The organism is Turneriella parva DSM 21527, from assembly GCF_000266885.1.
In the GTDB taxonomy this organism is placed as follows: Bacteria; Spirochaetota; Leptospiria; order Turneriellales; family Turneriellaceae; genus Turneriella; species Turneriella parva.
Map to the genome: position 1 here is coordinate 2,656,179 of NC_018020.1, position 15,111 is coordinate 2,671,289.

The following is a 15,111-nucleotide window of genomic DNA, read 5'->3' on the forward strand; positions in this document are numbered from 1 at the left end:
CGCCCGAAGGTCAGAAGCGCCATTCCAGACCAAAGTACGGTATAATCGTAATCGCCCCGTCGGCGACTGCCACTTTCGGGTTTGATTCAGAATACGGAAGGTTATAGTTCCAGCGCTGTTGGTTGGGCGCCTGCTGGTTGTAGATGTTGATGACTTCGATATACCAGCTGAAATAACCCCATTTGTACGCAGTCTTGCGCGTGTAGCGAATGTCGAGCCTGTGCGACGCGGGAAAGCGCTGGCCATAGAGATCGGTCGAATACTGCGGAGAATAGCGTGTCGTTTCTGGTGTTTGACAATCGTATGCAGGGACTGTACACGCGCCACCTACAATCTGCGTGTAGGGAAAACCGGCAAACAGCTGAAATTGCGCACCAATTGTATTCGCGCCGAACTTAAAGCCCGCGACGAGCTTGAATGAATGCGGTTGCTCGTTCTCGAACCGACCCCACGTGCCGAACCGCCGCCTTTCACTCTGAGTGTAGGTGTAGCTTGCCCAACCGTAAAACTCCGTTTCTTTATCTTCTTTGTCACGCCGCAGAAAAAGTTCTGCACCGCGGGTGCGCAGCGCTCCACCATTGGAAAAGCTGCGGCCGGTGCTTACATCTTCTGACTGCAGCAGCCTGTCAAAGTCGTTCATGAAGCCTTCAACTTTGATAATGTGGCGTCCGAGCTTTTGTTCAACACCGACTGTGCGGTGAAACGAGCGTTCGGGTTGCAGATAGTCAGCGACAACGACCTGGGGCTGGTAGTTGAAGACCCGGTTGAAGTAAAACGTATTCACCTGCGCAAATGACTGGTATTGTCCCCCGGCGACCGAGATCGTGGTCTCTGAGGGAAATTCATAGCTCAGAAGACCCCGCGGGTCAAACGTGGCAGTATTGGTGCGGGCGAGAAAGTCACTGCGAGCGCCGGGCACGAACCTCACCGGGCCGAACTGAAACTTGTTCTCTGCGTAAGCCGAGATCACATGGTTCTGGTCATTGAAATTCACCGGTACTGTCTGAAACTGTGAACTGTTGCCCAGGTCGGGTTGGCCGGTTGTCGCTGTTGCTCCCGTTTGCTGCTGCGTCTGGCCATTCGACTTAAAATAGAACAGGTTATATTCCGCAGCGAGACGCAGCGTCGCATAATCTGCCCAGTCGAACTTAACTTTGTCTTTTATGCCAAAAATATTCGGGTAGATTTTGACATCGGTTGCGCCGATCGTGCTCGTCGAACCGAGGTCGGCGTAAAAATAGCTGTAAGTATAACTGTTATAGGCAATGAGCTTGTTCTGCAATTTGCTCGAAGGCAGATATTCATAATATACACCCTGGCTATGCGATGACACGTCATTGCTGATGTTGAAATTCGACAGAATCGGGTCTTGCCCCTCTTCGCGGCGTTTGGCCTTTTCTTCTGCCGTGAGGTTGCGCGTAAACTTCAGCGTGTCGTAGCTGCCGAAGACGAGGGCAGTGAGTGCGTGCTTGCCTGAGTCGTCGAGAAACACTTTGCCTTTCAGCTGGTAGTCGTAATATTCGGGCAGACGGTCGATGGTGTTGCCGGTAATCAGCTTGTAGATGGGCGGTACCAGAAGTGTGAGATATCCTATTCGGCCTGAAGTTATCCAGTAGCCGGTTGGGCCTGACTTTTGCGGTTTGAACGGCATGACGCCCAATGGGTTCGGTGCAGCTTCGTCTTGCTGCGCAGCCGAAGAGATGCGCACTTCACCCCCATAGTTTTTGCCCCATTTGTTTCTCAAAAGAAAGTTTGAGGATATAAGAGACACATCGACAACGCCGCCGAATTCTTTGACCTCATCGACAGTTTGTATGTCGATGATCGCACCGACCGCACCACCAAACTGTGAAGGAAAGGCAGATGAATAGAGGTCAACTTCGCGCATCAGGTCATTGGATATAATCGATTGTAATCCCCCAAAGTGCTGCGGATTTGGCACCGGAATATCGTCGATAAAGTAGCGGTTGCCTTTATCGTCGGCGCCGCGAATGACGAGCGGGCCGAAAAAACCGCCGGGTCGTACGACGCCGGGCAGAGTGGCCAGAGCATTGATTGCATCGCCGAACGTCGCCGGCGTTTCTTTGAGCTGCTCGACCGAGAGTGTGTTGCGGCTGAGGCTCTGTATATCGCGTTCACCGCGCAGTTTCACCGTCTGTGTGCGCGTGATAGGCAGCGACAGTCTGAAATCGCGCTTCAGGTTCTTCTCAAATTTGATCTTCTCAACGAGATTCTTGAGCCCAGGCGAGCTGATTTGCACCGTGTATTCGCCGGCTGCCGGCACTGCCGCCGCGTACGTACCATCGGGGTTGATGCGCGATTTGAACTTGGCTTCGGGTATCACCACCGTGCCGAATTCGAGTGGTTCGCCCGTGCTTTCATTAAAGACCCGGCCGCTGATCGTGACGGGGTTTGCAGAAAGACTGCCGATTGCGAAGAACGCCAGTAACAGGCCCAAAGTGCTCTTAACCATTTGGTTAAAGTATAACAAAAAGACATGCGGTAAACCAAAAAATGTCAAAGGTTGCGAGGCAACCTTGTACAGTTTTTTCGGTCACCAGGCACAATATACATTGGCCGGTATGATCGTGCCTGCGACGCCGGGCGTCAGTATTCCATGTTGTAAAACTTGCGTGTTTCGATCAGCTCTTTCGGCAGCGTCTTGTTCTCGCGCTCGTATTTCGTGTAGCGCGGCGTCAGATCATTCGCTTTTTTCTTACGAATATTGATCGATTTCTGCACGACATCGGTATAGCTCGGCAGTTTAAGCAGCCGTTCGCGAATCTCTTTCGAAAAAGGCACATGTTTGGTAAAAATTTTGCGCGAAACCCGGTTCATGCGCTGCGAACCTTCTGATTCAAAGCGCATATAAACCGTGTAGTCATTCACGAAGCGGGCCCTGTCGTCACGAAATCGTTTCATGTCTTCGGCAAGCTTTTCTTTTATCTCTTCTGAAAGTTCTTTGCTCTTGTAAAAGAACTGCACGTAGTCGGTGTAGTCGGCCGTCAGCGAAGAAACGGAAATATTGTTCCAGTCGGGGCCCATCGTGGTCTTGCACATTTCCCAACGGTACGTGCCGATGGCTCTGAGCAGCATCATGTGCAGGTCGGCAGTTGCCATGATCGGCCCGATCAGGCGGCCCCGCGACATGCGGTCGTTGCCCTCGCGGTCTTGCCAAAACTGAATGACTGTACCAATCGAAGGCACGAGCACAATATTCGGGGTGATCTGTACCTGAATGAACTCACGCTGAATATTCATCGCCTCATTCGTGTAAAGAACTTCGCGGTGAAAGGCACCAAAATCTGTCTGGATAATCTTTTTCACTTCTTCGACCACGGTATCTTTGGTTATGATGACTTTCGCGAGCGACTGCGTAATCTGGTGCCGGGTGAGAATATTCAGGTGGCTCGAAATGTTGCCCGAGCAGAGGCGGCAGTTCATCTGCAGCATCTCTTTGATTTCAAATTTCACCCTGGCTTCAGGTGAATTCACCTCGGGTGGCAGGTCAGCTTCTTTGCGCCATTTTTTATCCCGGTTCGCCGGGTCTTGCCTCAGCGTTTCAAAAAAGGTAAGCCCCATCTCGCTGATACTCGTTGAAACTTTGCGGTCATAGATGGCCGCCAGCCATTCGGTAATCGTATAGATCGGCAGCCAGGCGTCACCTTTGCCATAGCTCGCCGTCGCGAGCGTGGTTATGTGTTCGGCGTCGAGTTGTGTTTCATCCATGAAGCCGTAATCGAAAAAGAGCCTCATGTATTTCGGCAGATCGCCGCGTTTTTTCAGGTACTTGAGAATTGCGCGCTCGAAAACATCCCAATACTGAAGGTTCACACGCCGGCGCAACTTACGCACGTCGTCGTCAGACGCATCGAGAGGATTTTTAAACTTCTTGAGGGTGTCCCAGTCCTTTTTAAACTGCGCCACTTTGTCTGCGGGGGTCTCGCTCCATTGCAGAATCTTGTCGAGTGAACCCTGAAATTCGCTGAGGTCTGCGCCTGAACCTGCTGCCGCCACTGAGCCGGCGGCTACAGGTGCCGGTTTCGCGGCCGCTGGCTCACTTGCAGCTTTTTGTATTTTCTGCAGTGCTGCCTGTGAATATGGTGGGTAAGCAATTTCGGCGAAGCTCAGCAGCTTGTCGCGCATCGCGGCGAAACCCTCATTGAAGAATGCGCATGCCGCGAGTATGTCTTCGCGTGCGGCGCTGTTTGTGTTCGACTCCATCAATTCGCCCTGCAACGAAAATTTGGCAAGCCATGAATAGTCACCCACAAGCATACGCTGCAAAAATTGCTGCATCGCCGCAAGGCTGCGTTCAACTTCGCGCGATGTGGCAGTGATGAGTTCGGTCAGCGACTCGGCAGCAGTGTGCAAGAGCTGCGCGTCGCGGGTGGCGATGACGCTAAGAGCATCGGGTGGCAGGTTCAATAGTCGGCGTATCAGTTGCGTCGGCAATGAGTCAAAACGTTTTTCGTCCACGTCTTCAATCTGGTTTTTGGCCGAGCGCAAAAAATTGATATTGAGCGGCTTGATGATTTTGCCGCCGCGTTCAGAAAAATCTGCAAGCTGCCGCTTTGCGACCGGGAGCAGCGGGTCTGTAAAGGCCCCGTCTGCCTTGGCTTCAGTTTGAAATTTTTCGGGTAAAAGCGCGCTCAGCGAAATGGAAAAGCCGAGCTCATAGGCCTCAAGTTGGTTTCGAACATGTTCAGCCTGATCCAGTTTGGTTTCGAGATCGGTGAGATCTTTGTAGACTGATTTCAGCGCCAAAACCCCGATATTGGGCTTTGCCGCGATGAGCTTGAGCAGGTATTCTTTGTTACTCGGGTAAACGCTGATTTCGCAGGTTGCCGACGTCACAATCTGCAGGTTGCTGCGTGCCTGCGAAAAAAGCGACGCGCCACCGAGAACCGCCGGCGCATTGACCGTGTAAAGGGGCCGCAGAATGGTCTGGCCAACCGGCCCGGTTTCAACGCTATTGACCGTTGCCTGACCCTTCTGCAATATAACGAGCGATTTGACAACCTGACCCTTGGCCGCAATGGTTTGTCCCGCGGGAATCTGTTGATTAGCGCCGCTGCGCTCAGCGATAGTCTGCATCGGAATCTCCACAAGTGTGAAATACCCCGCACCATGTCAAGTATTCGCTGCCCGGGCATGAAGCGGCTGCTCCCAGTGGCAGATTCAGATTATTTGCCGGCATTCAGAAAATCGTAGAGTTCGCAGAATTCTGCCGCAGTCAGGTCGTCGGCGCGCTGCGCCATCAGAGGTTGAAGGCGCTCGGGTATTGCGGCCAACCGCGCGGGCCAGCCGGTGGCCGCAGCATCTTCGGCGAAAAACGGATTCTTGGCCAAAGCCGAACGCAGCGGCTTACGTTTACCCCAGAAAGCGGCTTTGAGCAGAGTACGCAAATGGGGGCGGGCTATATTGGCCCTGCGCTCAAATCGAATAATCGCAGCATCGACGTTAGGCACGGGGAAAAAACTGTTGCGACCGATCTTGCCTGCGATGCTGATTTCACCCTGGCACGCGAGCGCGATGGCGAGTGAAGAGCCGCCGCGGGCAGCGAGCCTTTCTGCAACTTCGTATTGTATGCCAAAGAGGGCCTGGTGAATCTGCTGCGCGTCGCAGATAATCTTCAGCAACAAATCGGCAGTTACATAAAAGGGCAGGTTGCCTATGGCTGCATTACACGCCGCAAACGGTTCGGCGTCGATCTGCTGTTCGAGAAAGTCACCCTCGATTACCTGCACTTTCGTGTTGGTTGCGTAAACTTCACGCAGTCGCCGTGCCAGAGTTCGGTCTTTTTCGACCAGCACCATCTCATGCCCGCGCTGCAGAAAAACCTCTGTCCACGCGCCGAGGCCGGGACCAATTTCGAGCACCCGCGCTGCAGGGTCTATAAAAGCCGCGACATTCTCAACCGCATGCACATCAACCTGAAAGTTCTGCCCGAGCTTCTTGAGCGGTGCAATACCCAGCTCTTTGATGATCTTCGACGGATGAATCATTTTTTTGTATTCAGATTCGGATGCTCCGCATCCGAATCTGAATACATCACATCAGGCTCTTCATCTGCGACAGACGGCCGCGCAGGCGCATAATCGCCTTCGTGTGCAGCTGTGAAACCCGCGATTCGGTGACTTCGAGCACTTCGCCTATTTCTTTGAGAGTGAGGTCTTCGTAATAGTAGAGAACAATAACTTTTTTCTCGCGGTCGGGCAGCTTCTTGATGCACTCGACGATCATGTTTTTGATTTCTTCGCGTTCGACGATGGTATCAGGGTTCAGGGCTTCAGGTGATTCGAGCGTGTCGACGAAAACCATCTCTTCGTTCTCGTCGTTGCCGTGCCAGACGTCGTTCAGTGAAATCAGCGAAGTGCCCGAAATCTTCGACATCAGCTCGTGAAACTCGTCGATGTCGATGTCGAGTTCATGCGCAATTTCTTCGTCTTCTGCGGTGCGGCCCATACGGTTCTCGAGCTCGAGAATAATCTTCTCAACCTGCTTTGCCTTCTGTCGAATCGAACGGGGTATCCAGTCGACATTTCTCAGCTCGTCAAAAATGCCGCCGCGAACCCGGGTCATCGCATAGGTTTTGAACTTTACTTCTTTTGAGGGGTCATATTTTTCAATGGCGTCGAGCAGGCCGAACGTGCCATAGCTGACCAGATCGTCAAATTCGACGTTGTGCGGCATGCCCACTGCCACCTTGCCCGCTACATATTTCACGAGCGGAGCGTACTTTTTTATGAAATACTCGCGCAGCTTGGGCTCGCGGCCCTTCTTGTACTCTTCCCAAAGAGTCTGCTCATCGGTTTCGTCGTACTTCTTGGGATCAATGGGCATTATGTCACCCTCAATTCGGTTGGGACGCCTACGTCAAGTGTTTTCATTTGAATCAAAGCATATCTGTGCGCATCACTCCGCAGCTGAGGTGCCTTCCATGGCAGCTGCGGACTTAGGCGCGTCCATGCGCATTAGTCCGCACCACCGACGCCATCCTTGGCGGGTGCGGACTTGGGCGCGTCCATGCGCATTAGTCCGCACCACCGACGCCATCCTTGGCGGGTGCGGACTTAGGCGCATCCATGCGCATTAAATCCAACAGTTTAAAGCCGCCGGGCATTTGGGTCAGCGCGGCCACGGCCCCCATCATAGCGCCGGCGACACCGGGCGACGACACGTCGGCGCCTGTCAGATACAAATTCTCAAACGGGCTCACCGGGTTACACCACGGAGCCTCGGTCGATACAAAACGTTCGGGCACGCAGGCGACACCATAAATGCTGCCGCGTGGGTGAGAAGCAAAGTGTTCTGTCGTGATCGGGGTTGAAAGCTCTCTGAATTCTATCATGTCGGCAAAGCCGGGGTAGTGGCTGTCGACAAATGCAACGAGCGAATCTGATATCTGCTCTTTCAGTTTCTTATATTCTTCGTCGCGCTTTTTCCACGGTTGCTCTCGCCAGCGCTCAAAAAACGAGTAGTCTGTGAAGGCAATAATCTCAGCAGTGTGCGATTTGGCTTCTGCATTCTTAAGCGACGGAAACGATAAGTAAGCGCCGGCAGCCTCGCCTTGCTGAATCCAACTTGCTGACGAATTGAAATTCGCGTCGTGATCGTAAGAGCGGTAGATCCAGTGGTTTTCGCCGCCGAATCCGAGATGGCGCGGGTCACCCTTAAGCCCGAGATAGAGCGTGACGTTGCTCACAACGGGGTGGGTCTGGTAAAATTTCTGCAGCTTTTCCCTGAAGGGTATCTCTTCGTGAGAGAGCAGGCGGATATAGGTGTTGTACGCGCCTGCATCGGAGATTATTTTCTTCGCATAAAATGTCTTGATGGGCTCGCCGGCTTCGCGCAGCGCCTGCACCCTGACCCCAACTGCCTTGCCGTTCTCGATAATAATTTCCTGCACGGCGTGCGAAGTCAGCGTCTTACCCCCTGCCGATTCGACGATGGGTTCAACGCAGTCGAAAATTGCATGCGACCCGCCGAGAGGGTAATATCCACCACCAAAGTAATGCTGCACCACGGCAGCGTGAATCATGAAAGAGCTCTGGGCCGGCGGCAGGCCATAGTTGCCCCATTGCGAAACGACAATTGCCTTCAGTTTCTCATCGCTGAAACGATGGTCAAGGTATGCCTTAGTCGAGAGGCGCGGGTTGTAACCTTCTTTCTCAGCGAACTGTTGCTCGTAGTTTTCGGTGAACGCCGCCCGGCCGCGAATCGAAATGTGGCGGCCAAACCAGGCATTCACCTTGCGAATATCTTCGAAGTATTGGCGAATATTCGCCGCCTCGGCGGGAAATAGTTCTGCCAAATCGGCTTCGTAACGTTTGATGTCGTCGTAAACCCTGAACGTCTGGTCGGGATACACAAACTTTTCAAAAAGCGGCGGCATTTTCTGCCATTTGAGCAGGCCACCCGACATGAGATCGAAAAGCTTGCGCAGCATCGACCCCTCTTCGAGGTCGCCGATGTAGTGGATGCCGACATCCCACATAAATTTATTCTTGCGCTTGAAGGTGTGCGTGAACCCGCCGGCAGTGAAGTGCTTCTCAAGAATCAGTACCCGTTCACCGCGGTAACGCGCGAGCAGTGATGCCGCGAGCAACGTGCCGATTCCAGAGCCGATGAAGATGGAATCGTAGTGGTCTTGCGCTGGCTCGCTGGCTCTCTGGGGTTCGGCCAATGGAACCTCAGAAGAGAAAGTTTAAGCTCACGATGTGCGAGTGAATGTTTTTCGCATCAACTTCTTTGTAGGCGCTGCCGGGCGTAAAGTAACCGTAAGCGTAAAAAAGCTTCAGGTCGGTGCGAAAGTCATAAACGACTTGTACGTCAACCGCGCGCCCGATATCTCGCGAGGCGAGGGTTGCATCGTTATCCGAGATGCCGTAATTTACATTCCCTTTCTGATAGATGGAATACTTGATAGATGTCATGAGGTTGCGCCCCCAATAGAAATGGTAGAGTGGTTTAAATTGAATACCCACCCTGGCAATATGCAGGTTGTTTAACCGTGGTTGAAGAGCAAGGCCGGCAGAATAGACGCCAAACGCGTAGAAATTATTGTCGACACTGCTACTCCCCGACTGAGCGGCACTTCCGGGTTCGGGCTTAGAAGAATCTCGACCGCTTGCATAGCCGTATTGGAGCGAAAATACGGGCTTAATTATCTGGAGTATTACCGCCGAAAAGTTTAGATCAGCGGTAAAGGCCCAGGCATCCACTGGCACCTGAACATTGTTAGCATTGTATGTGTTTCCCTTCTGCACGATACCCTCGGCCAAGTAACGAATACGAGGTGTACCAATGTATCCCTGTAAGCCCGCTCCCATGTAATACGGGTCAAAGGAATAGATCTTGCCGGCTATATCCTTTGCTGTTGCGGCATCTCTATTCATGTCCCGTGAATATAGACCTAATAGATACACGTTCGAACCATACACCTGCGCCGATTGAATTTCTGCACCAACGAAGTATCGTCGGCCCATTGCAGGCACGACGGCGTCGATTGGCCGACCTGGAACAATATCAAAAGTTGCAGCTGATTTTATTGGTGCATCTGCGTTTGTGCGGCAACCGGCTATCGATATTGTACAACCCGCATATTCGCCGGAATAAGCCGCTAGTAACTTAACCTGCAGAAATCTAAAATTACCCGTATATTCGGCTCCGTCCGCAAAATTCGCAAACAAAAGACCTCGGCCCATACGGTAGAATGCTCGGCCAACAGTGACTTTGTGCTTGTCAAAATCCAATTCCGCATTAAGCATTTCAACGCTATAGCCGCCATTACTGACTACTTGACCATTTTTCCCTCTGTCCTCATTCGGAATACTTGGGTTATTTCTATACTCAAAACGTCCCCTGAGATTAAATGTATGTTGCTCTTCAAACGTATATCTCAAATAGGGTCGGTAGTTGCCGATGAATAGACCGTTGCGCTGATCCTTTATAAAATTTGTTTTGTTTTGGTCGACCCAGTCCTCTTTCTTGTTAATGTAGGCATTCGAGGCACTTATGCCATACTGGAATGTATGCCGATTCTTAAATCCCTCTAACTTTTCGAGCGGCTTCAGTTCCGCGAGGGGCACAAATTTTTCTTCTTCTGGCTCATCATTGGCAAACACCAAATTTTGAGTCGTAAATGCGAAAAGTGCAGCGGTCACGGCCGCCTTCAGAATTTGTTTCATAGATATTTTCAGTAAAATCGCAGGAAAGTCAAAGCTTTTCAAATGTTACAGAATCGATTGCGTTAAGGAAATCCAGAAATTCTAGGAAATCCATGAAATCTGTAAAATCAGACGGATTACTCGAGAACAAATTATCGCCTGCGAAAAAAGCCATTTCAGCCTCTGCGCCGCTTGACGACTCTTGTGACGTCATGGTCACCGTATTTTCCCGCGATTCAAGTTGATCCGCTCGAAGCATTTTGTTACCAGTAATCTGTGATCCGCCACCTTCAGGGACTCGAATCTGTTGCCCAGCAACGTTCCTAACATCCATGCTGTGCTCATTCATGCGAATATTCGTTGAAGTGCCATTCGAGACATCTGCATTCGAGCCGCGCACACCCGCAACGACTGTCGGCGTTCGCACACGAAAGTGATTGCGCACATTCGCGTCGTTGACCTTGGCGATGTCGGCGTTCATTCTGCCGACCCGAAGGCTCATGTTTGTCTGCGTGCCGTAAGAGCCCGTAGTATACTGGTCGAGGCTCGCCAGCGTACCCGGTTTCAGCACCACTTTCGTACCGTTAGGGAAAATCAGCGAAGCCTTGCCGGTGGGGCCGGTTTGCAGCTCTGTGTTGTCGTTCAGCGGTGATCCAATTTTTGCGTTCTGCCATTTGCCGCCTTTCTCACGGTACTGTACCGCGCCGGTGATCGACTCGAATTTTGCGACGACTTTCGCTGCGAGCGAATCGGTCGCGATGAGGCCTGCGAAGGCAAATAAACCTGCGAGTGCTCGTGTATTCTTCATTTTTGATCTCCTTTTTCCCATTCGCTGCGTTTGGTCGCGTAATCTTCTGCGTCTGTCATGATTGCGAATAATTGCTCGCCTGAAAGCCTGTGGCTGGGCGCCGATCGTTGCGGAATGATTCCCGCTTCTTGCGCATCGCGCAGGGCGTAGCGTTCCCACCCGGTGAGCCAGTTGAGCCAGCCCCTTTCTGCGTTATATTTTTTCACCAGGGCGTGCGCGAGCAACCCAAGCGTCAGCTCGTCAGTTGCTTCGTAACCAGAGGTGATATAATCGAGTTCACGCGCCCGCTGCAGGCGCTTGTCGGGACTTTTGAATTTGCCAAACTCACCTTCGTACATCAGCAGCAGGTCTGCCAGATCTTGTACAATGACTACCTTGCGGTTTTGTACCTGACGGTAGGCTTCCATTTCGTCGCCCGTGTTTATAGGTTCTGCTTTTTTTGCAGTGACCTCAGGCTCGTCTTTTTCGCCCTTTTCGTCGGCTTCTTCGTCATCGGCTTCTGCCTTTGCGGGTTGCGGTTTCGTTTCGGTTTTTTCAACTTTGGCCGCGGTGGCTGCAGGCTTCTTGGCGCGTTTTCTCGGCTTCGCAGCGACCAGCGCCGAACCAAAAGCCACAGCCAGCAGAATTGCCAGAAATCTCAGGAACATGTCTCATTACAGACACACTTTTGCGCCTGTCAAGGACTTTGAGCTGATTGACGGCATGTCTTAAAAGTATAAACCGTTGCGGGGCTTGGCCCCGCAACGGTTCATACATATTTCGGGGGTTTAGCTCAGTTGGGAGAGCGTCACAATGGCATTGTGAAGGTCAGGGGTTCAACTCCCCTAACCTCCAAAAACAGAGAAGTTAAAGAAGAAACAGAAAATGCAGGCTTCTGACCGTTATTACTCCACCCCCCTCAAAAACCCCGACCTTCGCGTCGCCGTTATCATTGCACTCTTTAATGAAGATATCACCCGTTCTCTGGGCCGGGCGGCTGCCCAGCAATTGGCCGAACTCGGGGTGCCTAAAGCCGGCATTTTGCAGATTTTTGTGCCCGGGGCTTGGGAGCTGCCATATGCCGCGGCGCGCATACTATCGGCAGGGCAGGCCGATGCGGTCGTTGCGTGCGGCTGTGTGGTGCGCGGCGAAACAGGTCATTACGATATTGTCGCCAATGAGAGCGCTTCGGGGCTCATGCGTGTCGGGCTCGATTTCAAAAAACCCGTCATGAACGCAGTGCTGACCGTCGAGAACTTCACGCAGGCCCGCGCGCGCGCCGAGAACGACGCGACGAACAAGGGCGCCGAAGCGGCAAGGTCGCTGGTCGAGCTCTTGAACGCCTTCGCGGAGCCTCTGTAACCATGGCGAAGACGCAGCGGCAAAAGCGCCACAAGGCCCGCATTCTCGCAATGCAGGCGCTTTTCCAGTTAGACACGCGTAAAACAGAGTCGCTGACTGCCTCTGATCTGAACTCGTTCTCATGGATAGACTACGAGGTGCCTGAAGAAGAACGCGAATACGCGCGCGCCATCATCGGCGCGGCTCTCGATCACCTCGCCGAAATCGATACGATGATCTCTGACCGCCTCGTCAACTGGGACTTCTCACGCATTTCAGGCGTCAGTCGTGCAATATTGCGCACCGGCGTCGCGCAGCTGTTGTATATGGCGAATGAAGCCGACGCGGCCGTCGTCATCGATGAATGCATCTTACTGGCCAAACAATACGACGAAGGCCAGGCAGTTGCCTTCGTCAACGGTGTTCTCGACGACGTCTATCGTGAAAAATTTCCTGAGGCGCAGGCGGTACGCAAGAAAATCGCGCCGTTACAACCGGCAAAAAAGATTCGCATTCGCGTGCCGGCTGTGGCTAAAAAGTCAGATCGAGCGTGACGGTTGTTTTTTCGAGCCGTGGCTCGGGAAAAATCGTGCAGAAATAGCGAATGCCTTTTTCCCGACAGGTGTCTTCAAGATACGAATTGTAAAGTAGCCCAAGACCCGCGCCGAGTTTGTCGCCGCTGCCTGAATCTTCGTAAAAATCTGCGAGCGCGATTCCCGAGGTGTCGGTCTTCATCTTTCGCGCCAGACCCTCGCGCGTCGAATCAGTGATGAGACCGTAGTTCGAAAGAATAATCTTCACGTTGTGCGCCTTGCCGGCGTTAATGCGGTCGGTCTGAAACTGCCAGGTGACTTCGAGCAGCTGTTTATTCTGCGCCGCTATCTTCACTACCTGTTCCCGGTTGAGCTTGTTGCGCAGGTATGCATCGATCTTGTCACGCGGGGCGAGGTGATTCTTGACAATGATTCTTTCGAAATGAGCCTTCTCGGCGTTTTGTATAAATTCCATAACGAGATTACCGGTGTGCGTGGCGATCTGCGTGTTGTCGAGATATTGAAAGAAGAGATCGACATAGGCTTTTTCGATCTCGGCCCTGAGCGGTGTCTGATAGATAATCAGATATAGATACCAGATGCGCTTATCGACCCAGCGCACAAATTTTTCGAGACTGCGCATGCGCACGATCTTATCCTCTTCGGGAAGTTTGGTATCTGCTGAAATGCGGCTGAGAACCGCATCGATCATCTCGTGCTCGATGCGCGCGAGTACGGCCTGGTTCTTTGCCATAAAATCGTCCATCAGCTTCTGCGGAATCGACTTGAAATCGAGAATCGCCGCCTTCGGGTTGCGCCGGTTGTGTTCTCTGAGAACCGGTGATTCGATCACCCGCTTGGCCAGCGTCGGCGACAGCATCTTGTAAAGCATCGCGTAGATGATGAGATTCGTTGTGCTGATAATCTGCGGCCGTTTGGTCAAAAACTCCGTCGATGAATAATAGAGCTCATCGATATACGAATTCATGATGAGTTTCTGTACCGTGGCGGCGTTAAACGCCTGCGATAATAATCCCTCTTTATTTGCCCCGCCGCGGGCCGGCACGCGCTGAATCGCCGTTTTTGATCCAGACAAGACGCGAATACCCTCGGCCGAGAGTACAATGCTTGCGGGAATATCGATAAAACCCTTGCGCAAGGGCTGAACAGTCGACGTATCTTGCATCAGTGCTTGAGGTAGAATTCTTCGTAGCCGTCGGGGTACAACTGCGAGCCGACACGGCCTTCGCGCATCAGTTTTCTGAGCAGCGCCTCGAGCAGCTCTAGCGCCGTGATGAAGTGGTTGCCGCCCTCGATATGCGCGCCGAACGCCGATTCCATGAGATCGACCAGGTCTTTACGCCCTTCGACAAGTTTTTTGAGCAGGCCGTTTTCGAGAATGCCTATCGTCTTCAGCACAATCTTGATCGCGCGCTCGGGTTGCAGAATTTCGTCGCCATGCGCGGGCAAAAAACGCATCGCCGGCATCTGTTTGCGTTCTTCGAGAAGTTTCAGAAGACTCTGCTGAAAAAGTTCAAGGTTGCCATCGAGCTTGTCGTAGATCGCGGGAATATTGCCAATCAGCAGGTCGCCGGTGAACGCAAAGCCCTGGCTCACCTCGAGTGGGGTAATATGCCAGGTGTTGTGGCCCGGTGTTTCGAGAATGCGAAACCGGAGTTTTCCGGTAGAGAATTCATCGCCTTCTTTCAAGAGGCGATCGAGCTTTACAGCTCGATCGCCCTGTTTAGTCACCTTCTGGGTCGCGCTGCTGACATCCGTGTCGCGCCCGACCCCCGGCACATCCTGTGCCTCGGCAAATCTTCTGACAAACCTCGCCCAGCGGTCGTTGGCCTTGCGAATGCGCGTTTGCCGCGCCTGCTTGTCGCGAAAGGCAAGCGTTAATATGCGCGAGGTGTCTGCCTGCCAAACATCGATAAAGTCGGGGTAATCGGGTATATCGCGCGCCATCGTGTGGTGACCCCATTTCTGCGTGCGCCGCGCATAGGTGCCCCATAAAAGTCCCGCGGTGATATGGTCGATATGCGGATGCGTGTAGAGTATGACATCTACCTCGCGCATGCTGAGCCCCAGCTGCTTCAGCGCCAGAGCGAGCGACCCAATCGACTCGACATAACCCGAGTCGATCAGCATTGTCGTCTCGTCGCGAATAAGGTAAACCTGATTCGGCGCATAAAACGGTTGGCTCAGAGTTATGCGGTATATCTGGTCGGTGACCTGCAGAATTTCTGCGGGCTTGGCGGTTAGGCTGCGCACGTCA

The 15,111-nt window shown here is 52.7% G+C and carries 12 protein-coding genes and 1 tRNA gene; 3 read left to right on the forward strand and 10 right to left on the reverse strand.

All coding sequences use genetic code 11. From position 1 onward, the window contains the following. Positions 1–10: 10 nt before the first annotated feature. The 8 genes from TURPA_RS12805 to TURPA_RS12840 all read right to left on the reverse strand — a co-directional run bounded on the left by TURPA_RS12805 (position 11) and on the right by TURPA_RS12840 (position 11,627). Positions 11–2,473 (reverse strand): TonB-dependent receptor, encoded by a 2,463-nt coding sequence (locus TURPA_RS12805; protein ID WP_014803731.1) that lies wholly within the window; start codon positions 2,471–2,473, stop codon positions 11–13. Positions 2,474–2,607: 134 nt separating this feature from the next. Next, on the reverse strand, positions 2,608–5,097 hold the full coding sequence (locus tag TURPA_RS12810; protein WP_014803732.1) for a cyclic nucleotide-binding domain-containing protein: 2,490 nt from the start codon (positions 5,095–5,097) through the stop codon (positions 2,608–2,610). 89 nt (positions 5,098–5,186) lie between these two features. Next, positions 5,187–6,008: a ribosomal RNA small subunit methyltransferase A gene (locus TURPA_RS12815; protein ID WP_014803733.1), complete on the reverse strand. Its 822-nt coding sequence runs from the start codon at positions 6,006–6,008 to the stop codon at positions 5,187–5,189. Positions 6,009–6,054: 46 nt separating this feature from the next. After that, the gene (gene whiG, locus TURPA_RS12820) at positions 6,055–6,846 is read right to left on the reverse strand and encodes an RNA polymerase sigma factor WhiG (RefSeq protein ID WP_014803734.1); all 792 of its coding nucleotides are present in this window, start codon (positions 6,844–6,846) and stop codon (positions 6,055–6,057) included. 190 nt (positions 6,847–7,036) lie between these two features. After that, positions 7,037–8,689, reverse strand: coding sequence for a phytoene desaturase family protein (locus TURPA_RS12825; RefSeq protein ID WP_014803735.1), 1,653 nt, complete (start codon positions 8,687–8,689; stop codon positions 7,037–7,039). A gap of 7 nt (positions 8,690–8,696) precedes the next feature. Then, positions 8,697–10,193: an alginate export family protein gene (locus tag TURPA_RS12830; RefSeq protein WP_014803736.1), complete on the reverse strand. Its 1,497-nt coding sequence runs from the start codon at positions 10,191–10,193 to the stop codon at positions 8,697–8,699. Positions 10,194–10,221: 28 nt separating this feature from the next. Continuing rightward, positions 10,222–10,980 (reverse strand): FecR family protein, encoded by a 759-nt coding sequence (locus tag TURPA_RS12835; RefSeq protein ID WP_014803737.1) that lies wholly within the window; start codon positions 10,978–10,980, stop codon positions 10,222–10,224. Further along, positions 10,977–11,627 (reverse strand): hypothetical protein, encoded by a 651-nt coding sequence (locus tag TURPA_RS12840; RefSeq protein ID WP_014803738.1) that lies wholly within the window; start codon positions 11,625–11,627, stop codon positions 10,977–10,979. The genes TURPA_RS12835 and TURPA_RS12840 overlap by 4 nt, the downstream gene beginning before the upstream one ends. A 114-nt stretch (positions 11,628–11,741) precedes the next feature. Between TURPA_RS12840 and TURPA_RS12845 the strand changes: the two genes are divergently transcribed. The 3 genes from TURPA_RS12845 (at position 11,742) to nusB (ending at position 12,854) form a co-directional block, all read left to right on the forward strand. Beyond that, positions 11,742–11,814: transfer RNA gene (locus TURPA_RS12845), tRNA-Ala, on the forward strand. Between the two features lie 30 nt (positions 11,815–11,844). Then, positions 11,845–12,321, forward strand: coding sequence for a 6,7-dimethyl-8-ribityllumazine synthase (ribH, locus tag TURPA_RS22580; protein ID WP_014803739.1), 477 nt, complete (start codon positions 11,845–11,847; stop codon positions 12,319–12,321). A 2-nt stretch (positions 12,322–12,323) separates the two neighbouring features. Beyond that, a complete protein-coding gene (gene nusB / locus TURPA_RS12855; RefSeq protein WP_014803740.1) occupies positions 12,324–12,854 on the forward strand; it encodes a transcription antitermination factor NusB in 531 nt (176 codons plus the stop codon). Here the strand turns inward: nusB and TURPA_RS12860 are convergent. Together TURPA_RS12860 and TURPA_RS12865 are read right to left on the reverse strand one after the other, a co-directional pair. After that, complete coding sequence (locus tag TURPA_RS12860; RefSeq protein WP_014803741.1) at positions 12,832–14,019, reverse strand: DUF8084 family protein; 1,188 nt, start codon at positions 14,017–14,019, stop codon at positions 12,832–12,834. The two genes, nusB and TURPA_RS12860, sit on opposite strands and share 23 nt — an antisense overlap. After that, positions 14,019–15,107, reverse strand: coding sequence for an MBL fold metallo-hydrolase (locus TURPA_RS12865; protein WP_014803742.1), 1,089 nt, complete (start codon positions 15,105–15,107; stop codon positions 14,019–14,021). The genes TURPA_RS12860 and TURPA_RS12865 overlap by 1 nt, the downstream gene beginning before the upstream one ends. Positions 15,108–15,111 lie beyond the last annotated feature (4 nt).

Excerpts from the sequence above, each read along its gene's own strand:
- TURPA_RS12805 (WP_014803731.1), bottom strand. The coding sequence starts at position 2,473 with ATGGTTAAGAGCACTTTGGGCCTGTTACTGGCGTTCTTCGCAATCGGC.
- TURPA_RS12810 (WP_014803732.1), bottom strand. The coding sequence starts at position 5,097 with ATGCAGACTATCGCTGAGCGCAGCGGCGCTAATCAACAGATTCCCGCG.
- TURPA_RS12815 (WP_014803733.1), bottom strand. The coding sequence starts at position 6,008 with ATGATTCATCCGTCGAAGATCATCAAAGAGCTGGGTATTGCACCGCTC.
- whiG (WP_014803734.1), bottom strand. The coding sequence starts at position 6,846 with ATGCCCATTGATCCCAAGAAGTACGACGAAACCGATGAGCAGACTCTT.
- TURPA_RS12830 (WP_014803736.1), bottom strand. The coding sequence starts at position 10,193 with ATGAAACAAATTCTGAAGGCGGCCGTGACCGCTGCACTTTTCGCATTT.
- TURPA_RS12835 (WP_014803737.1), bottom strand. The coding sequence starts at position 10,980 with ATGAAGAATACACGAGCACTCGCAGGTTTATTTGCCTTCGCAGGCCTC.
- TURPA_RS12840 (WP_014803738.1), bottom strand. The coding sequence starts at position 11,627 with ATGTTCCTGAGATTTCTGGCAATTCTGCTGGCTGTGGCTTTTGGTTCG.
- ribH (WP_014803739.1), top strand. The coding sequence starts at position 11,845 with ATGCAGGCTTCTGACCGTTATTACTCCACCCCCCTCAAAAACCCCGAC.
- nusB (WP_014803740.1), top strand. The coding sequence starts at position 12,324 with ATGGCGAAGACGCAGCGGCAAAAGCGCCACAAGGCCCGCATTCTCGCA.
- TURPA_RS12860 (WP_014803741.1), bottom strand. The coding sequence starts at position 14,019 with ATGCAAGATACGTCGACTGTTCAGCCCTTGCGCAAGGGTTTTATCGAT.